Here is a 19,138-nt window from a genome sequence, read left to right on the forward strand (position 1 = left end):
GATGCTGGCGTACATTTTTCGACGACTGCTGCTGATCATCCCGACCTTGCTGGGCATTCTGCTGATCAACTTCGTGATCATCCAGGCCGCCCCCGGTGGACCGGTAGAGCAGATGATCGCCAAGCTCGAAGGCTTCGAAGGCGCCACCAGCCGCATTGCCGGCGGCGGCGCCGAGGTGTCGGTGGCCGGCTCCGCCTATCGTGGCGCCCAGGGCCTGGACCCGGCGCTGGTCAAGGAAATCGAGCACATGTACGGCTTCGACAAATCGGCGCCGGAACGCTTGTGGATCATGATCAAGAACTACGCGAAGCTGGATTTCGGCGACAGTTTTTTCCGCGACGCCAAGGTCATCGACCTGATCAAGGAAAAGATGCCGGTCTCCATCTCCCTTGGACTGTGGAGCACCCTGATCATGTACCTGGTGTCGATCCCGCTAGGGATCGCCAAGGCCACGCGGCACGGCAGCCACTTCGACGTCTGGACCAGTTCGCTGATCATCGTCGGTTATGCGATCCCGGCCTTCCTGTTCGCGATCCTGCTGATCGTGCTGTTTGCCGGCGGCAGTTACCTTGACTGGTTTCCGCTCAGAGGCCTGACTTCCAACAACTTTGATGAGCTCACTACTGGCGGCAAGATCCTCGATTATTTCTGGCACTTGGCCCTGCCGGTGACGGCGCTGGTGATCGGCAACTTCGCGACCATGACCCTGCTGACCAAGAACAGTTTCCTCGACGAAATCAACAAACAGTATGTGGTGACCGCCAAGGCCAAGGGCCTGACCAACCACCGCGTGCTCTACGGGCACGTGTTCCGTAACGCCATGCTGCTGGTGATTGCCGGCTTCCCGTCGGCTTTCATCGGGATTTTCTTCACCGGCTCGTTGCTGGTGGAAGTGATCTTTTCCCTCGACGGCCTTGGCCTGATGAGCTTCGAGGCGGCCATCAACCGCGATTATCCGGTGGTGTTCGGCACGTTGTTCATCTTCACCCTGCTGGGACTGGTGGTGAAGTTGATCGGCGACCTCACCTACACCTTTGTCGATCCGCGTATCGACTTCGAAAGCCGGGAGCATTGAGATGAACCTGTCCCCACTCAATCGTCGGCGATTCGAACTGTTCAAGGCCAACAAGCGCGGCTGGTGGTCGCTGTGGTTGTTTCTGGTGCTATTCGGCCTGAGCCTGGGCGCCGAATTGATCGCCAACGACAAACCGCTGGTGGTGCATTACGACGACGGCTGGTATTTCCCGGCGCTCAAGCGCTACCCGGAAACCACCTTCGGCGGCGAATTCCCGCTGGAAGCCAACTACAAGAGCCCGTATATCCGCGAACTGCTCAAGGCCAAGGATGCCTGGGTGCTGTGGGCGCCGATCCCCTACAGCTATCAAAGCATCAACTATGACCTGAAGGTCCCGGCACCGGCGCCACCTTCAGCGGACAACCTGCTGGGCACCGATGACCAGGGCCGCGACGTGCTGGCCCGGGTAATCTATGGCTTCCGCATTTCCGTGCTGTTCGCCCTGACCCTGACCATCCTCAGCTCGATCATCGGTGTGATTGCCGGGGCCTTGCAGGGTTTTTATGGCGGCTGGGTGGATCTGGCCGGGCAGCGCTTCCTGGAAATCTGGTCGGGGCTGCCGGTGCTGTACCTGCTGATCATCCTCGCCAGCTTCGTCCAGCCGAACTTCTGGTGGCTGCTGGGGATCATGCTGCTGTTCTCCTGGATGAGCCTGGTGGACGTGGTGCGCGCCGAGTTCCTGCGCGGGCGCAACCTCGAATACGTACGCGCGGCCCGGGCGCTGGGGATGCAGAATGGTGCGATCATGTTCCGCCATATCCTGCCCAACGCCATGGTCTCGACCATGACTTTCATGCCGTTCATCCTGACCGGCGCCATCGGCACCCTGACCGCCCTCGACTTCCTGGGCTTCGGGCTGCCGCCTGGTGCGCCGTCCCTGGGTGAACTGGTGGCCCAGGGCAAATCCAACCTGCAGGCGCCCTGGCTTGGCATGAGCGCATTTGCGGTATTGGCGTTGATGTTGAGTTTGCTGGTGTTCATCGGCGAGTCCGCTCGCGATGCCTTCGACCCGAGGAAGTGAAATGAATCAGGACAATCTGATCGAAGTGCGCGACCTGGCGGTGGAGTTTGTCGTCGGCGAGCGCGTGCAACGGGTGGTCGAGGGTGTCAGCTTCGACATCAAGCGTGGCGAGACCCTGGCCCTGGTGGGCGAAAGCGGCTCGGGCAAATCGGTCACCGCCCACTCGATCCTGCGGCTGCTGCCCTACCCGCTCGCCCGGCATCCCTCGGGGACCATCGAATACTCGGGCCAGGACCTGCTGAGCCTGAAAGAAAAGACCATCCGGCATATCCGTGGCAACCGGATCGCGATGATCTTCCAGGAGCCGATGACCTCGCTCAACCCTCTGCATTCCATCGAAAAGCAGATCAACGAAGTGCTGGGCATCCATAAAGGGCTGGTCGGCAAGATCGCCACCCAACGCACCCTGGAACTGTTGGAGATGGTCGGCATCCCCGAGCCGCACAAGCGCCTCAAGGCCCTACCCCATGAATTGTCCGGCGGCCAGCGCCAGCGGGTGATGATCGCCATGGCCCTGGCCAACGAGCCGGAACTGCTGATTGCCGACGAACCGACCACCGCGCTGGACGTCACGGTGCAGTTGAAAATCCTCGAATTGCTCAAGGAATTGCAGGCTCGCCTGGGCATGGCGCTGCTACTGATCAGTCACGATTTGAACCTGGTGCGAAGAATTGCGCACCGAGTATGTGTCATGCAGCGCGGTTGCATCGTCGAACAGGCATCGTGCGAAGAATTGTTCCGCGCACCGCAGCATCCGTACACGCGGGAACTGCTGGCAGCGGAGCCCAGCGGGATGCCGGCCACCAATGCAATCGGGCCGCCGCTGCTGCAGGTAAAGGATCTGAAAGTGTGGTTTCCGATCAAGAAAGGCTTGCTGAAAAAGACCGTCGACCACATCAAGGCGGTCGACGGCATCAACTTCAGCCTGCCCCAGGGCCAGACACTGGGCATTGTGGGAGAAAGCGGTTCCGGTAAATCGACCCTCGGCCTTGCGATTTTGCGGCTGATCGGCAGCAAAGGCGGCATCCGTTTTGAAGGCAACCAGCTAGACTGCCTGACGCAGCAACAGGTCAGGCCGCTGCGGCGGGAGATGCAGGTGGTGTTCCAGGACCCCTTTGGCAGCCTCAGCCCACGAATGTGCGTGAGCCAGATCGTCGGCGAAGGCCTGCGAATCCACAAGATGGGTAGCGAGGCGGAACAGGAACAAGCGATTATTGCGGCATTGAAGGAGGTAGGCCTGGATCCGGACACCCGGCACCGCTACCCCCACGAATTTTCCGGTGGGCAACGGCAGAGAATTGCCATTGCCCGGGCATTGGTGCTCAAACCGGCGTTGATCCTGCTGGACGAGCCGACTTCGGCCCTCGACCGCACCGTGCAACGCCAGGTGGTGGAGCTTTTGCGTTCACTGCAAACCAAGTACAACCTGACGTATCTGTTTATCAGCCATGACCTGGCTGTCGTCAAGGCGCTGAGCCACCAGCTGATGGTGGTCAAGCAGGGCCAAGTGGTCGAACAGGGAGACGCGCAAAGTATCTTTGCCGCCCCCCAACATCCGTATACACAGCAGTTGCTGGAAGCCGCTTTCCTGGCTCCAGCCACTGCGCAATAACCTGAAAGAGGAGCAACACATGGGTTTTCTCGCCGGTAAGCGCGTACTGATCGTCGGTGTCGCCAGCAAGCTGTCCATCGCATCCGGCATCGCTGCCGCCATGCATCGCGAGGGCGCTGAGCTTGCCTTCACTTATCAGAACGACAAACTCAAAGGTCGTGTCGAAGAGTTCGCACAAAGCTGGGGTTCCAACCCGGATCTGTGCTTCCCGTGCGACGTGGCCAGCGATGAAGAAATCGCCAAGGTCTTCGTTGAACTGGGCAAGAAGTGGGACGGCCTGGACTGCATCGTGCACTCCGTAGGTTTCGCTCCCGGCGACCAACTGGACGGCGACTTCACCGAAGCCACCACCCGTGAAGGTTTCCGCATCGCCCACGACATCAGCGCCTACAGCTTCGTAGCCCTGGCCAAGGCCGGTCGCGAAATGATGAAGGGCCGCAACGGCAGCCTGCTGACCCTGTCGTACCTGGGCGCCGAGCGCACCATGCCGAACTACAACGTGATGGGCATGGCCAAGGCTTCCCTGGAAGCTGGCGTACGTTACCTGGCCGGTTCCCTGGGCCCGGACGGCACCCGCGTCAACTGCGTATCGGCCGGTCCGATCCGCACCCTGGCCGCTTCCGGCATCAAGAACTTCCGCAAGATGCTGGCAGCCAACGAAGCGCAAACCCCGCTGCGTCGTAACGTCACCATCGACGAAGTCGGCAACGCCGGCGCCTTCCTGTGCTCGGACCTGGCGTCTGGCATCAGCGGTGAAATCATGTACGTAGACGGTGGTTTCAACACCACTGCGATGGGCAGCCTGGAAGAGTAATCTTCGGTTAGCCGCTAAAGAACCCGCCGACTCCGGCGGGTTTTTTTTGAGTTCAGCGCTGAGTCAGATGCCCTGGACCGGGCATGGCCCTCCCGCCTGCGCCCACAGTTTGAACTGGGCAACAAAAATATCGTGCGGCACCGGCACTGGCGCCCGGCCAGCTCCCGGGTTCCAGCCCCAGAGCACCAGTTTGTCGTCGCTGACATGCTTGATCAGCGCGGCGAAATCACGGTCGCCGTTGGCCTTGCGATCCTTGATCATTGCGCATAGCTGATCGGCCGGCAGGCCGATCCAGGCCATCTTGTGGGCGGCCGGCGGCAGGCTCCAGTGGGGCGCACCGGGTGGCGCATTGGGGCCGTAACTGGCCGGCGGATTGGCCTCAGCGTGACAGGTGATACAAGGCAGACCTGCAGCACCCTTGCCGTCCATACCCCGCACGACATTCATCCCATGGGGCGTGCCGGCATCGAATTGCAGCGGCGAATCCCCCGGAATATGGCAATTCTGGCAACGCGGGCTCTGGAAGACTTTCTGCACGGTATCGAAGGCCTTGAGCGCTTCACTGTCGTCCGCGAACAGGTCCTCGGTGTAAGCCACCAGGCCAAGCAGCATCACCGCGCCCAGCATCAGATGTCGTTTCATCTCACACCCCCGACAGTTGCAGCGGCAGTTCCCGAAGGCGTTGCCCGGTCAAGGCGAATACGGCGTTCGCCACTGCCGGTGCCGTCGGCGGCACACCCGCTTCGCCGATACCTCCGGGCTTCTCGGAACTGGGCACGATATGCACTTCAACCACCGGCATCTCATTGAGGCGCAGCACTTGATAGTCGTGGTAATTGGACTGCTCCACCTTGCCGTTCTTGAAGGTCAGTTTGCTGTGCAGGGCAAACCCCAGGCCGAAGGCAATGCACGACTCCATCTGCGCCGCGATGCTCTGCGGGTTGACCGCAATGCCGCAGTCCACTGCGCACACCACCCGATGCACGCGAATCGCCAGGTTGTCCTGGGACACTTCGGCCACCTGGGCGACGTAACTGCCGAATGACTCGTGCACCGCCACGCCCAACGCATGGCCGTCCGGCAACGTTGCCTTCCAGTTGGCCTTTTCCACTGCCAGGTTCAGCACGCCGAGATGCCGCGGATGGTCCTTGAGCAGCGTGCGTCGGTACTCCACTGGATCCTGGCCCGCCGCCTCGGCCAGTTCGTCGATCAGTGATTCCATGACGAATCCGGTATGGGTATGCCCCACCGAACGCAGCCACAGCACATTGATTCCCGTGCTCGGCGAATGCAGTTCGACCTGATGGTTGGCCAGGTGCTGCAGATAGGGACTGTCCGCCACGCCCTCGACAGAGGTCTTGTCGATGCCATCCTTGACCATCGTTGCCTCGAGCATGGTGCCGGCCATGATCGACTGCCCGACCAGTACATGCTGCCAGGCGATGGGCAACCCACCCGCATCCAGGCCAATGCGCGCCTGATGCAGGAATGCCGAGCGGTAGTAGCCGCCACGGATGTCGTCTTCGCGGGACCACACCGTCTTCACCGGCGCGCCTGCGGCCTTGGCCACCTGCACCGCTTCGGCGACAAAATCCGAAGTCGGATTGGCCCGGCGCCCAAAGCCACCACCGAGGAACTCGGTATGAATCTCCACCTGTTCGGGCTTCAAGCCGGTAATTTTCCCGGCGATCATCTGGTCCAGAGTCTGAAACTGGGTGCCCGTCCAGATCTCGCACTTGTCCTGGGTGATTTTCACCGTGCAATTGAGCGGTTCCATCGGTGCGTGGGCCAGGTAAGGCACGCTGTATTCGACATCGATGGTTTTCGCCGCCTTGGCCAGGGCGGCCTTGGCATCCCCGCCCTTACTCGCGGGCAGGCCCGGGGTGCCGGCCAGCTTGCGGAAACTTTCCAGCAATTGCTGGCTGTCCAGGCCAGTGTTGGGCCCCAGGTCCCAGTCAATCTTGAGTGCATCACGCCCCAGCTTCGCCGCCCAATAGTGATCGGCGATCACCGCCACTCCGCTGGGCACCTGCACCACTTTGTGCACGCCCGGTATCGCCAGCGCCTCGGCGCCTTCAAAAGATTTGACGTGGCCACCGAACACCGGCGTGCGAGCAACCATGGCGGTCATCAAACCTTCGAACTGCACATCCATGCCGAACCTGGCCCTGCCGGTGATTTTCTCCGGCGTGTCCAGGCGCTTGGTGGGTTTGCCGATCAGCTTCCAGTCCTTGGGCTCCTTGAGCTTGATCGAGGCCGGGTCCGGCACTGGCAACTGGCCGGCTTCATCGGCCAGTTCACCGTAGGTGACCCGATTATCTGCGGTGATGACCACCCCCGATTCGGTACGGATCGTCGAGGGCGCGACATTGAAGCGCTTGGCCGCCGCGTCGATCAGCATCAAGCGCGCCGCCGCACCCGCCTGGCGGTAGCGATCGAACTCCATCCAGGTCGAGGTCGAGCCGCCGGTGATCTGCATCCCGCCGAAGCCGGCCAGACCATAATCAGCGGCCGACGCCGGGGAATGTTCGACGAGGATTTTCGACCAGTCGGCGTCCAGTTCCTCGGCGATCAGCATGGTCAGGCCGGTCCAGATGCCCTGGCCCATTTCCGAGTGCCCGAGCAGCACGGTGACGCTGTTGTCGTTGCCGATTCGCAAGAACGCATTCGGCGCAAATACATTGCCCTGATTCTCCGCGCCCAGGGCGAAGCGGTGAGCACCGGGAATGACAAAGGCCACGACCAGCCCGCCGCCAAGCACGGCACTGCCCTTGAGAAACCCCCGACGCGACAGCGGATGACTGCTGTTCATGACCTGCCCTCCCCGGAAATCAACCGATGTCGGCTGCGCGTTTGACTGCCGCGCGGATACGCGGGTAGGTGCCGCAACGGCAAATATTGCCGGACAGTGCCTGGTCGATATCGCTGTCGGTGGGCTTGGGGATTTTTGCCAGCAAGGCTGCGGCAGACATGATCTGCCCGGACTGGCAGTAACCGCACTGGACCACGTCGAGTTCGGCCCAGGCTTGCTGCACGGGATGAGAACCATCGGCGGACAGGCCTTCAATCGTGAGGATCTTCTGCCCATGGGCCACGGCTGTGGCGGGCGTGATGCAGGATCGCAGCGGCGCGCCGTCGACGTGCACGGTGCAGGCGCCGCATTGCGCCATGCCGCAGCCAAATTTGGTTCCAGTCAGGTGCGCGACATCCCGCAGCACCCACAATAGCGGCATGTCCGCAGGGACATCCAGAGCCTGGTCCTTGCCATTGATGTTAAGCGTCAGCATTGCGGGTTTCCTCAGACTCACGGTGTTCTGAAGGAGCGTCGCTGTGGCCGATCAATGCCCACGCACGCCTCGAGTGATCCCTACAGCTAAGCGCAAAATAGCGGGCGAGACCGGTTCATCGACCACCGGTCATGTCATTAAAGGGCCCAGCGAGTGTGCACTGGCCGGCAAGCGCTACACCCTGGGCCGCAATAGAATCCGGGTATAGCTCAACAGAAAAAGTACAAAGGCCGCACACCACAGCAGCGCCGACAAGCCCAGGCCGCTGGTGGAAAACGGTACCAGCAGCACCCGACAGACGCCCGCAATCATCAGCAGGGCAAACCCCAGAACGATCGGTTTCGAGGCTGTCAGCGCTCGCCCGGTGTGTCCTAGACCGACCCGGGCAATCATTGCCAGGATCAACCCGCCGACCCCGCCGACGGCCAGCGAGTGACTGGCAAGACTCTGCTGCGACATCAGGCTGGCATGCCACAGCGACATCGCCAGCGCCGCCACCACCAGCCAGGCATATGCGAGGTACAGCGACCACAGCAACGGTACACCCCAGATACCTCGATCATGCCAACGCCACAGGCGCAGCAGGTGCAAGCCCCCGATCAGCAGAAACAGGCCAGACAGCCAAGGATTGGGAACGTCGTTGAACCCGGCCGCGAACGACAGGGCTGCGAGCAGCCCGCCGACGAGCAGGATGCGAGTGGGCCAGGGGTTGGTCACAGGCGCTGGCAGACGATTCAAGCCGCGCTGAATGAAGAACGCAATCACCCGGCCACCGATCACGCTCATCAACGCGCCTATCAGCCACAACGCCGCGAGCACACCACGACGCTGCAGATCGACGTTGTCGGTCGCCATACCGGCCAGGGTCATCAACTGGCAACCCGCCAGCAGCGCGATCACCAGCAGGACCGGGTAGTTGTCGCGCTTGCCGGACATGACCAGGTCCCTTCCAATGAACCATGCCAGCAACGGCAGGAAAGGCACCTGGGTGGCGATCAGCAGTTCGGCTGGCAACGGCATCATCCACGCCAGCCGCGCCAGCAGCCAGGTCAGCACCAGCCCAATCAGGGGCCAGCCGTGGAGCCCCGGGCGACCGGTCCAGTTGGGCACTGCCGTGAGGAGAAAGCCAGCGATGATTGCCGCAGCAAAACCGAACGGCATCTCATGTCGATGCCAGGCCAACATCCCGCCGATGGGCTGCGCACCCGGCAACCGTCCGTACAACCACAAGCCCCAGACGGCCACGGCAACCGCCGCGAAGCCGGCTCCGGCGAGGAAAAACGGGCGAAAGCCGAGACTGAACAGTGGTGCCGAACCCAAGGCGCGCATCAAGCGCATACCCCTGTCAGGCGCTGACCCAGATGATGCTGGGATAACAGGCGCATTACGTAGCCGATCGTCAACAGGGTGGGCCCGATGATGGTCATGGCGTGAAACGACACCAAGGCAGGGATAGGCAGATGTCCGCCGTACAAATACGCGCCATAGATGCCGGCCCCGAGCAGGGCCAGACCGGCTCCAAGGATGCGGCTGGACAGGTGCAGAACATTCTGGGGATGACTGAAGAAGCTGAACATTTTCCGGTACTCCTGAAGGTGTTCGGGTACGAGTGATATATCAAGTCTCGTGCCAACATCCAGGGTCTTGAAAATCAATGAGATGGCGTGCAGGAAGTCATAATGACAATCGTTTATTGAGGTCGATATGACTCCATGTGTTGTCCGAATGACTATGCCAGACATATTCACCAGGGCGAGCCTTTGGCCGCAGGAGCCATTACACTCAACGACTCACCTGCCCAGGATTCGAATATGAAGCGCGCGGTTGCCAGGAATGAAGATCAACGTCCGCTATTCTGGCGCGATGATGCCCTGCCCTTTGTCGAAGCGCGCTCCATCGTCGATGGTCGCGAGGTGTGTTACACGCGCCATTCCCACGAGCATTTTTCCATCGGTGCGATCACGGCTGGACGCAGTACCTATCTCCACGATCAAGTGCAGTCGCAAGTCAGCGTCGGCACCGTCGTACTGATGAACCCTGGCGACGTGCACGCCTGCAACCCCATCGACGATGAGCCGTGGTCGTACCTGATGTTTTATGTCGACACGGCGTGGCTTACCGATCTGCAGCACCAACTGGGCTTCAGTCCCGACCTGGCGTTTCGCCACTTTGCCCTTACGCACGTGCGCGATGCCAGCCTGTTTGAGGGACTGGTCGGGGTGTATGAGGCGTTGACTGATTCGCAGCAGGACCACCTGCAGAAACACAGCGCCCTGGTGGAGTTTTTCAGTGACCTGCAGCTGCGGCTGAACCCGGCCGGGCCAGCGCTGCGTGAACCCAACTTCAAGCTGGAACGCGCAGCGGATTTCATTCGCGACAACTGCACTCGGTTGCTCAAGCTTGAAGACATATGCGCGGCCGCCCAGTTATCGCCGTCTTATCTGATCCGCGCGTTCAAACAACGTTATGGGATGACGCCCCACGCCTTCCTGATCAATCGCCGCATCCAGTTTGCCCAGGACCGCCTGCGCAGCGGCAAGTTGATTGCCGATGTGGCGCTTGAAGCGGGATTTGCCGATCAGGCACATTTTCAGCGTGCGTTCAAACACCACCTGGCCGCTACGCCCGGCCAATATCAAGGCAACAGCAGATAACCCGCACTCATCACCAGCAAGGCCGCCATCGCCCGATTGAACAGGCGCATCCCCCGCGGGTTGTTCAGATACCCGCGCAAAAAAGTCCCGGCGTAGGCCCAGCACCCAACCGACAGATAACAGATCACCAGGTACACCGCCGCAAATTGCCAGACCAGCCGCGCCTCACCGTCAGCGACAAACGCGCCCATGCCCGCCACGCAGGCCAGCCAGGCTTTCGGGTTGAGCCACTGCATGATCGCGCCATACAGCATCGAGGGCGCGCGGGTCGACCTCGCAGCATCGACCTGGCCATCGTCGGCCGCCAGTTTCCAGGCCATGAACAGCAGGAATGCCACCCCCGCCAGTCGCACCACCTGCGTCAGCGCCGGCCAGCGCTGCAACACTTCATGCAAACCCAGCCCCATCAACAGCAGTAACACCACGAAACCCAAGGTGGCGCCCAGAACATGCCGTTGGCTGGCGCGCAAGCCAAACTGTGCGCCGGAGCTCAAGGCCACAATATTTACCGGCCCGGGGGTGATCGAAGCCACCAGCGCAAACGCGGCCATGGAAACAATCAGACTCATCGCAAACCTCTTCACTCGGTTGAATTGGCCCCCAGACTAAGAAATCGCCACCGCCGAGTATTGAACAAAACACCCCTCGGCAGGCGCACTCCTGACGCTCCGGGCGAATTCTTTGTCGATTTACCGGTGGAGCCCCGGCGCGACGCCCCCTATGCTCACGCCATGAACCTACAAAACGCTTCCTTACCGCCCCGCAACGAGATGGTCCGCGCCATGCTTGAACGTGACACCGCCTACGAGGGGGTGTTCTTCACTGCGGTCAAGACCACCGGCATCTTTTGCCGTCCCAGTTGCACGGCACGCAAACCGAAGCCGGAGAATGTCGAGTTCTTCGCCCATGCCGATGAATGCCTGTCGGCGGGCTATCGTGCCTGCCTGCGCTGCAAGCCACTGGACGCTGCAGCCATTGCCCCGGACTGGGTGCAAAAGCTACTGGGCGCGGTAGAAGCCACCCCGGATCGACAATGGTCCGATGCGCAACTGCTGGCCGAGGGCATCGAGCCGTTGAAACTTCGGCGCTGGTTCAAACAGCATTTCGGCATGACCTTCCACGCGTGGCTACGCACCCGCCGACTGGGCATGGCGCTAGGCGGCATTCGCCAGGGTGAGTCCATCGACCACGCGGCGTTCGATTCGGGTTATGAATCCCTGAGCGGTTTTCGCGACGCGTTTCAAAAGTCATTCCACATCACCCCAGGCAAAGCAGCCGACAGTGAGCCACTGCTCTTCACCCGCCTGACCACGCCCCTGGGGCCGATGATCGCCATGGCGGAGCGGCGCGGGCTGGTGATGCTTGAGTTTCTTGACCGACCGGCACTGACCCGTGAGCTTGAAGCGCTGCAAAACCGCTATGGATACGTGATAGCGCCCGGGCATAACGCCCATTTGCGCCAGATCGAAGACGAACTGGCGCAATACTTTGCCGGCAAGCTCTGCGAATTCAGGGTCGCGCTGCATCTGCCAGGCAGCGAATTTTCCAGGCAGGTGTGGGCCGAGCTGGTCAAAATCCCCTACGGCCAGACCAGTACCTATGGCGCCATTGCCGCGATTCTCGGCAAACCCGGCGCCAGCCGCGCCGTCGGCCTGGCCAACGGGCATAACCGGGTCTCCATCGTCGTCCCTTGCCACCGGGTGATCGGCGCCGATGGCTCGCTGACTGGCTACGGCGGCGGCCAGCCGCGCAAGGCATTCCTGCTGCGCCTGGAGAACGCGGCACTGCAGCTCAGCCAGTTGAGCCTGCCGGGCATGGCGCGCGAAGAAGCATGAGCGCCCTGCCTGACGCGTGGTCGGCTGCCAGCCAGTTTCTGGCCGGCATCGATGACGACTGGCGCCAACATATCGCCACCATTGGTCCCTGCCTGCATCAGCCACATCCGGCGCGGGATCCCTATGAATCCCTGGTGCGCTCGATTGCCTACCAACAACTGCATGCCCGGGCCGGCGACGCGATCATCGGGCGTTTACTGGCGTTGTTCCCCCCAGGGAATTTTCCGCGCCCGGAGCAGATCATCGCGACTGATTTTGACGCGCTACGCAGCTGCGGTTTTTCGGCAAGCAAGATAGCGACCATTCAGGGCATCGCCGAAGCGGCGGTGAGTGGCGTGGTGCCCGATTACAACACCGCGCGGATGATGGACGATGAAGCGCTGATCGAGCGCTTGATCACCCTGCGCGGGGTTGGCCGCTGGACCGTGGAGATGCTGCTGATCTACGGCCTGGAGCGCCCGGATATTTTGCCGGCGGATGACTTTGGGGTGCGTGAGGGGTATCGGCGGTTGAAGGGTTTGCAGGTGCAGCCTACTCGCCGGCAGATGATTGAGATCGGGTTGGACTGGAAGCCTTATCGGACAGTGGCTTGCTGGTATTTGTGGCGGGTACCTAGCAAGTAGGCCGCATCACCCAAAGCCCGTCACAACCCCGACTTCAACCGACTGAACGCCCGAATCAACGCCCGGTTAAACGCCTTCCCATTGTCATTCTTGCTGTACAACGAAGCCCTTACCTCAGCCGAGGGATACGTCCCCGGATCATTGCGAATCGCCGGATCGATCAGCCCATCCGCTGCCGTAATTGCATTGGCGTAATGAATGGTGTCGGTGATCGGCGCAATCACCTGCGGCGTCATCAGGTAGTCCATCAACGCCAGCCCTGCCTGCGGATGCGGCGCGTCCTTGGGTATGACCATGGCATCGAACCAGATCAACGTGCCTTCCTTCGGGATCCGGTAACTCAACTTGAACGGTTTGTTCGCCGCCGTAGCCTGACCGGCAGCAATGGCCACGTTGCCGTTCCAGGACATCGCCACGCAGGTGTTGCCGTTGGCCAGGTCGCTGATGTTCAGGTCGTTATCGAAGTAGCGGATGTAAGGCCGGATCTTGGCTAATTGCTGTTCCGCGAGTTTCAGGTCATCCAGGCTCTGGCGGTTGATGTCCAGGCCCATGTACTTCATGACCGCGGCAAATACTTCGTTAGGGTCGTTGAGCAGGGTGACCCCGCAATCGGCGAATTTCGACACCACGGTCGGATCGAACAACATCGCCCAGCTGTCCCGTGGCGCGTCGGGCAGACGCTGCTTGACCGCCTCCTCCTGATAACCCACGCCTGTGGTGCCCCAGGCGTATATCCCGGCGTAGCGGTTGCCCGGATCGAACACCGCCATGTGCTGGCGGAACTCCTCGCCGACGCCGGCAAAGTGCGGCAGTTGCTGCTTGTCCACCGTCTGGATTGCGCCGCTCTGGATCGCCCGGGACAGATGCTGCCCCGCCGTCAGCACCAGGTCATAACCACTGTGGCCGGTCAGCAGTTTGGTCTCGACGGTTTCGAGGGAGTCGAAGTGATCGGCCACCACCCGAATGCCGGTCTGTTTTTCGAAGTTGCTCAGGGTGTCCGGGGCCAGGTACTCGCCCCAGATGTACAGGTTGACCACCGGTTTGGCGGTGTCGGCGGCCTGCACACACAGGGGTGCAAGCACCAGCAACAACGCTTGAGCAAGTTTGTGCAGGCCCATGGTTAAACCCCCTTCTTGTGGTCAGGAGTGCCGGCGTATTGCGGCATGGTGATGCAGGCGACGTTGCCACCACCGAGGAGGATTTCCCGGGAGTTTTCGATGCCGACGATTTTGTGCCGAGGGAACAGTTCGGCCAGGGTTGCCAGCGCGGTCTGATCCTGCCGATCACCGAACAACGGCACCACAATCGAGGTATTGCCGGCGTAGTAGTTGATGTACGACGCGCAGATTTTCGTCCCCGCCTGGCGGGTGTGGGTGCTGTCCTGCTGATCGAGGCCCTCGGCTTCTTCGCCGGTCCATTCCAGCACATCCGGTTGCGGCAACTTGTGCACGGTCAACTCACGACCACGGCTGTCCCGGGTGCTGCGCAGGATGTCGTAGGCCTCCTGGTAGATTTCCCACTGCGGGTCATCGCGATTATCGGTCCATTGCAGTACCACTTCGCCGGGGCGGACGAAGCAAGCGAGGTCATCGACATGGCCATCGGTTTCGTCGAACTTGCAGCCCCGTGGCAACCAGATAATTTGCTCGGCGCCGAGGTAATCGGTCAGCCGTCGGGTGACTTCCTCCTTGCCCAAATGCTGGTTGCGATTGCGGTTGAGCAGGCACTGCTCGGTGGTCAGGATGCTGCCCTGGCCGTCGCTCTGGATGCCACCGAGCTCGGCAATCAGCGGCGCGCGGTAACGGTCGAAACGTTCGATTTCGAGGATCTTGCTCGCGATCTGGTCGTCCTTGTCCCACGGGTAATACAAGCCGCCGTCGAGACCGCCGTAGGCGTTGAACTCGAAATCCACGCCACGCACGTCGCCGCTGGCATCGTTGACCACAAAGCACGGGCCGCTGTCGCGAAACCAGGTGTCGTTGCAGGTCATTTCTACGACCCGCACTTGCGGCGGCAATTGACGGCGAGCGGTGGCGAATTGTGCGGCGGAGGCACACACAGTCACCGGTTCGCTCTGGGAAATGGCGGTAACAATCTGCAACCAGACTTTCTGCGCAGGTTTGGCGCCGTTGCGCCAAACGTCGGTGCGCTCAGGCCAGCCAAGCCAGCAGCCGGACTTGGTTTCGAATTCACCGGGCAGGCGGAAGCCGTCTTGTTTGGGGGTGGAATCGAGCAAACGTGCCATGGGCATACCTCATCAGCGGGGATTGGAATGACCACAGGCTAAGGTCGCCAGCGCCCTCCTCGCCAACGATGATTATTTCGGGATGCTTGAATTTAACTCATCAATCGGCCAACTGATCGTTGAACCAATCAAGCATTTGAGCCACGGCTGGACGCTCCAGGCGGACCCGTTCACAGACCAGGGCGTATTGGCCGAGCGCGGTGATGTTGGCCGCGAACGGTCGCACCAGCCGCCCACTGAGCAGGTCTTCCTGTGCCGTGAGGTTATCGCCCATGGCCACGCCCTGCCCCTGCGCAGCCGCCTCCAGCGCCAACCCGGCGTGAGCGAAATACAGTTGTCGCTCCGGGCGCTGGTCGCCGGCATGGCTGGTGAGCCAGGCGGTCCAGGTCTTGCCGTCCTGATCGTCGTGCAGCAGGCAGTGACGGGCCAGGTCTTTCGGGGTTTTCAGCGTACCCTGGTTGAATAGGCTGGGGCTGCACACCGGGAAGAACTGCAACGCCGGCAAGGGCCGCACGAAGTAGGCGCTGCTGTCCACCGGGCCGGTGCCGTAGGTGATCGCCAGGTCGATGTCTTCCCCCGGCGCGGTGGCGTCGATCGGTTGTTCGTAGAGGTGCAAGGTGATGTGCGGATAGCGCGCGTAGAAATCCGTGAGGCGGCTCATCAACCATTTCTGCGCCAGTTCGGCGGTAACCGCCAGGCGCAACACAGCAAGGGATGACGGATCCCGCAGTTCATCGCAGGCCTCGCCGATCAGTTCGAAAGCCTGCTGCAAACTCTGCATCAGGCGCCCGGCGGCCATGGTCGGGCGAATCTGCCGACCTTCGCGGATAAACAGCGACACGCCCAACTGTTCTTCGAGTTGACGGATTTGATGGCTGACGGCGCTGTCGGTGACGCACAACTCCGCCGCCGCCCGGCCGAAATGAGCGTGACGAGCGGCGCATTCGAAAGTTCTGAGTGCTGCCAGGGAGGGTAGTCGTCGCATTGATCAAGGCTCTGTCTCGAGGCGGTCATGCTGACCCGGTAACTGGCACACGTCCACCCCCGTAGGAGCTGCCGAAGGCTGCGATCTTTTATCTTGATCTTAAGCGGCCGCGCCAAAAAAGATCAAAAGATCGCAGCCTTCGGCAGCTCCTGCAGGCGTTCTACACCTACACCACCTATATGCAGCAGTACCTTTGTCAGCAGTCCATTCAGCGCAACTCCACCCGCCCATCACCCTCCTTTATCCACCATGACTTCCCCCCGAACCCGGCGCATGTTGATCCCTCAACCGGAGGGATTCGCTATGCTCAACGCACTCAAACAGACCAACTCAACCTCAGCCTTCAACCGTTGGGCCGGCTTCGAAGTCACCTACGCCCAAAGCGGTGAAGCCGAACTTACCCTGGTTTTTCGCGAAACCGACATGGCGCAGTACGCCGGCTTCCTGCATGCCGGCCTGATCGCCGCGTTGCTCGACACCGCCTGCGGTTTTGCCGCCGGGACGGTCGCCGGCAACGTGCTGGCGTCGCATTTTTCAGTCAACTGCCTGGCACCCGCTGTCGGTGAAGTGTTCATCGCCAAGGGGCGGGTGGTGAAGGCCGGGAAGAAGCAGGTGTTCGCCCGCGCCGAGTTGTTCGCGCAAACCGGTGACGAGTTAAAACTGGTGGCGACCGGCGACGCGATTCTGGTGCCGGTCGACAGTCGCTAAGGGTCTAGGCTGTCTTGAATCGATTCGAGAACAGCCGGAGGTCCCATGCAGCTCGAAGGTTCATGCCATTGCGGCGCGGTGTCGTTCAGCCTCACCAGCGGTCATCCCTACCCTTACCAGCGTTGCTACTGCTCGATCTGCCGCAAGACCCAGGGCGGCGGCGGTTATGCGATCAACCTCAGTGGCGACGCCGGCAGCCTGAAGGTGCGCGGGCGCAAGCACATCGCGATCTACCATGCGCGGCTCAAGGACGTGGGTGATAAACGCGCCCATAACAGCACCGCCGAGCGGCATTTCTGTTCTGTTTGCGGGACTGGGTTGTGGCTGTTCAGCCCGCAATGGCCGGAGTTGATTCATCCGTTTGCCTCGGCCATCGACACCGCGCTGCCGGTGCCACCGGAGCACACGCATTTGATGCTGGGTTCGAAAGCGTCGTGGGTGGAGGTTGAGGTGAAACCCAAGGACCAGCAGTTCGACGTCTACCCCGAGGAGTCCATTGCCGATTGGCATATACGCCTCGGTCTGGAAAAGTAATCACAGTCTCTGTGGTGAAGCGGTTCTACTGCCTTGCGGATGACGTTTTTTGCAGGAGCATGGCTTGCCCGCGATGGCGATTTCGCGGGAAAGCCTCGTTCATACGGGGGTTATGCGGCGGTTGGGATGCCGCTGTGGAAACGGAACTCCACGTCCGGTGATTCGATCAGCTCCTGCTCGGCCGCACGCACCCGGTCGATCACCTGGGCAACATCCTTCGCATCCCCATACTGGTAAGCCAGTTTCAAATAACCCTGGAAATGCCGGGCCTCGCTTTTGAGCAGGCCGAAATAGAACTTGCCCAATTCTTCGTCCAGATGTGGCACCAGGGCTTCGAAACGCTCACAACTGCGGGCTTCGATGAATGCGCCGACCACCAGGGTATCCACCAGTTTTACCGGCTCATGGCTACGCACCACCTTGCGCAGGCCCGAGGCGTAACGCCCGGCCGACAGTTGGCGCAGCTCGATCTTGCGCTTCTTCATCAAACGCATGACCTGTTCGTGGTGCACCAGCTCTTCCCGAGCCAGGCGCGACATCAGGTTGATCAGATCGACGTGTGAGTGATACTTGGCGATCAGGCTCAACGCCGTGCTGGCCGCCTTGAATTCGCAGTTCTTGTGGTCGATCAGCAGGGTTTCCTGATCCGCCAGCGCGGCTTGAACCCAGCCGTCGGGGGTGCGGCAGCCGAGGAACTCGTGAATTTCGGGAAGGATCATGGGGCTCACGCAAAGAAGGTACAAAACGAAGGGCGCCGATTATACCGGCCTGCCGCCAGACCACCAGTCGCTTACCGTTGATATGCATCAAGTCCCGGATGCGTGGCCAGCAACTATAGTTGTCCCACGCAGCATTTTTCCATCTCCCGGAGATCCCGATCATGCAAGCCATCCGCAGCATCCTGGTGGTCATCGAGCCCGAACACTCGGAAAGCCTCGCGCTCAAACGCGCAAAACTGATTGCCGGCGTGACCCAGGCGCATCTGCATCTGCTGGTGTGCGACCGCAAGCACGACCATGGCGGCATGCTCGGCGTGCTCAAGGCGGCGCTGTTGGCGGATGGCTACAGCGTCACCACCGAGCAGGCGTGGAACGAAAGCCTGCATGAAACCATCATCGATGTGCAGCAGGCTGAAGGTTGCGGCCTGGTGATCAAGCAGCACTTCCCCGACAGCCCGTTGAAAAAAGCCCTGCTGACGCCGGCGGACTGGAAACTGTTGCGGCACTGCCCGTGCCCGGTGCTGCTGGTGAAAACTGCCCATCCGTGGAAGGACGGGGTGGTTCTGGCGGCCATCGATGTCGGCAACACCGACCTGGAGCACCGGCACCTGCACAACATCATCATCGATCATGGCTACGACATCGCCAGCCTGGCCAAGGCCCGCCTGCACGTGATCAGCGCCCATCCGTCGCCCATGCTGTCGTCGGCGGACCCCACCTTTCAACTCAGCGAAACCATCGAGGCGCGATATCGCGAACAATGCCGGGCGTTCCAGGCCGAGTTCGACATCGACGATCAGCACTTGCACATCGAGGAAGGGCCGGCTGACGTGCTGATTCCGTTCATGGCGCACAAGCTGCGTGCAGTGGTGACGGTGATTGGCACCGTAGCGCGGTCCGGGTTGTCGGGGGCGTTGATCGGCAATACCGCAGAGGTGGTGCTGGATGCGGTGGAGAGTGATGTGCTGGTGCTCAAGCCGCAGGAGATCGAGGATCATCTGGAAGAGGTGGTGGCGCGGCATTAAA

Annotated in this window: 20 protein-coding genes; 10 read left to right on the top strand and 10 right to left on the bottom strand. The window is 61.2% G+C overall.

Annotated elements, in window-relative coordinates; all coding sequences use genetic code 11:
• The first annotated feature begins 1 nt into the window (after position 1).
• The 4 genes from UB23_RS23110 to fabI are packed head-to-tail and all read left to right on the top strand — an operon-like array spanning position 2 to position 4,522.
• Positions 2-1,075, top strand: a complete 1,074-nt coding sequence (locus tag UB23_RS23110) for a microcin C ABC transporter permease YejB (RefSeq protein ID WP_045061609.1) — start codon at positions 2-4, stop codon at positions 1,073-1,075.
• 1 nt (position 1,076) lies between these two features.
• Complete coding sequence (locus UB23_RS23115; RefSeq protein WP_045061610.1) at positions 1,077-2,096, top strand: ABC transporter permease; 1,020 nt, start codon at positions 1,077-1,079, stop codon at positions 2,094-2,096.
• 1 nt (position 2,097) lies between these two features.
• On the top strand, positions 2,098-3,708 hold the full coding sequence (locus tag UB23_RS23120; RefSeq protein WP_045061611.1) for an ABC transporter ATP-binding protein: 1,611 nt from the start codon (positions 2,098-2,100) through the stop codon (positions 3,706-3,708).
• A 19-nt stretch (positions 3,709-3,727) separates the two neighbouring features.
• Positions 3,728-4,522: an enoyl-ACP reductase FabI gene (gene fabI / locus UB23_RS23125; protein WP_008152082.1), complete on the top strand. Its 795-nt coding sequence runs from the start codon at positions 3,728-3,730 to the stop codon at positions 4,520-4,522.
• Positions 4,523-4,585: 63 nt separating this feature from the next.
• Here fabI and UB23_RS23130 read toward each other — a convergent pair whose 3' ends face one another.
• From UB23_RS23130 to UB23_RS23150, 5 genes are all read right to left on the bottom strand, one after another.
• Entirely contained in the window at positions 4,586-5,164 is a 579-nt protein-coding gene (locus tag UB23_RS23130; RefSeq protein ID WP_045061612.1) for a hypothetical protein, read from the bottom strand.
• A 1-nt stretch (position 5,165) separates the two neighbouring features.
• The gene (locus tag UB23_RS23135) at positions 5,166-7,334 is read right to left on the bottom strand and encodes a xanthine dehydrogenase family protein molybdopterin-binding subunit (protein ID WP_045061613.1); all 2,169 of its coding nucleotides are present in this window, start codon (positions 7,332-7,334) and stop codon (positions 5,166-5,168) included.
• Positions 7,335-7,353: 19 nt separating this feature from the next.
• Complete coding sequence (locus UB23_RS23140; protein ID WP_045061614.1) at positions 7,354-7,809, bottom strand: (2Fe-2S)-binding protein; 456 nt, start codon at positions 7,807-7,809, stop codon at positions 7,354-7,356.
• Between the two features lie 174 nt (positions 7,810-7,983).
• Positions 7,984-9,138 (bottom strand): NnrS family protein, encoded by a 1,155-nt coding sequence (locus UB23_RS23145; protein WP_045061638.1) that lies wholly within the window; start codon positions 9,136-9,138, stop codon positions 7,984-7,986.
• The gene (locus tag UB23_RS23150) at positions 9,138-9,386 is read right to left on the bottom strand and encodes a hypothetical protein (protein WP_045061615.1); all 249 of its coding nucleotides are present in this window, start codon (positions 9,384-9,386) and stop codon (positions 9,138-9,140) included. Before UB23_RS23150 ends, UB23_RS23145 begins: the two co-directional genes overlap by 1 nt.
• A 234-nt stretch (positions 9,387-9,620) precedes the next feature.
• Here UB23_RS23150 and UB23_RS23155 point away from each other — a divergent pair, with 234 nt between their 5' ends.
• A complete protein-coding gene (locus tag UB23_RS23155) occupies positions 9,621-10,463 on the top strand; it encodes an AraC family transcriptional regulator (protein ID WP_045061616.1) in 843 nt (280 codons plus the stop codon).
• Here the strand turns inward: UB23_RS23155 and UB23_RS23160 are convergent.
• Positions 10,445-11,032, bottom strand: coding sequence for a LysE family translocator (locus UB23_RS23160; protein ID WP_045061617.1), 588 nt, complete (start codon positions 11,030-11,032; stop codon positions 10,445-10,447). The genes UB23_RS23155 and UB23_RS23160 overlap by 19 nt on opposite strands.
• Positions 11,033-11,194: 162 nt before the next feature.
• Between UB23_RS23160 and UB23_RS23165 the strand changes: the two genes are divergently transcribed.
• Together UB23_RS23165 and UB23_RS23170 are read left to right on the top strand one after the other, a co-directional pair.
• On the top strand, positions 11,195-12,298 hold the full coding sequence (locus UB23_RS23165; protein ID WP_045061618.1) for a bifunctional transcriptional activator/DNA repair enzyme AdaA: 1,104 nt from the start codon (positions 11,195-11,197) through the stop codon (positions 12,296-12,298).
• A complete protein-coding gene (locus UB23_RS23170) occupies positions 12,295-12,921 on the top strand; it encodes a DNA-3-methyladenine glycosylase family protein (RefSeq protein ID WP_442963640.1) in 627 nt (208 codons plus the stop codon). Before UB23_RS23165 ends, UB23_RS23170 begins: the two co-directional genes overlap by 4 nt.
• Positions 12,922-12,941: 20 nt before the next feature.
• On the opposite strand, the gene UB23_RS23175 is transcribed toward UB23_RS23170, so the two are convergent.
• From UB23_RS23175 to UB23_RS23185, 3 genes are all read right to left on the bottom strand, one after another.
• The gene (locus UB23_RS23175; protein ID WP_045061619.1) at positions 12,942-14,039 is read right to left on the bottom strand and encodes an extracellular solute-binding protein; all 1,098 of its coding nucleotides are present in this window, start codon (positions 14,037-14,039) and stop codon (positions 12,942-12,944) included.
• A gap of 2 nt (positions 14,040-14,041) precedes the next feature.
• Positions 14,042-15,166: an agmatine deiminase gene (aguA, locus tag UB23_RS23180; RefSeq protein ID WP_045061620.1), complete on the bottom strand. Its 1,125-nt coding sequence runs from the start codon at positions 15,164-15,166 to the stop codon at positions 14,042-14,044.
• A gap of 100 nt (positions 15,167-15,266) precedes the next feature.
• On the bottom strand, positions 15,267-16,151 hold the full coding sequence (locus UB23_RS23185; protein ID WP_045061621.1) for a LysR substrate-binding domain-containing protein: 885 nt from the start codon (positions 16,149-16,151) through the stop codon (positions 15,267-15,269).
• A gap of 303 nt (positions 16,152-16,454) precedes the next feature.
• On the opposite strand from UB23_RS23185, the gene UB23_RS23190 reads away from it, so the two are divergent.
• Positions 16,455-16,859 (top strand): PaaI family thioesterase, encoded by a 405-nt coding sequence (locus tag UB23_RS23190; RefSeq protein ID WP_045061622.1) that lies wholly within the window; start codon positions 16,455-16,457, stop codon positions 16,857-16,859.
• Positions 16,860-16,904: 45 nt separating this feature from the next.
• Positions 16,905-17,393 (top strand): GFA family protein, encoded by a 489-nt coding sequence (locus UB23_RS23195; RefSeq protein WP_045061623.1) that lies wholly within the window; start codon positions 16,905-16,907, stop codon positions 17,391-17,393.
• A gap of 110 nt (positions 17,394-17,503) precedes the next feature.
• On the opposite strand, the gene UB23_RS23200 is transcribed toward UB23_RS23195, so the two are convergent.
• Positions 17,504-18,112: a tRNA-(ms[2]io[6]A)-hydroxylase gene (locus UB23_RS23200; protein ID WP_045061624.1), complete on the bottom strand. Its 609-nt coding sequence runs from the start codon at positions 18,110-18,112 to the stop codon at positions 17,504-17,506.
• Positions 18,113-18,273: 161 nt separating this feature from the next.
• On the opposite strand from UB23_RS23200, the gene UB23_RS23205 reads away from it, so the two are divergent.
• Positions 18,274-19,137, top strand: a complete 864-nt coding sequence (locus UB23_RS23205; protein WP_045061625.1) for a universal stress protein — start codon at positions 18,274-18,276, stop codon at positions 19,135-19,137.
• Position 19,138 lies beyond the last annotated feature (1 nt).

This window comes from Pseudomonas sp. ES3-33 (genome assembly GCF_000952175.1).
In the GTDB taxonomy this organism is placed as follows: domain Bacteria; phylum Pseudomonadota; class Gammaproteobacteria; order Pseudomonadales; family Pseudomonadaceae; genus Aquipseudomonas; species Aquipseudomonas gregormendelii.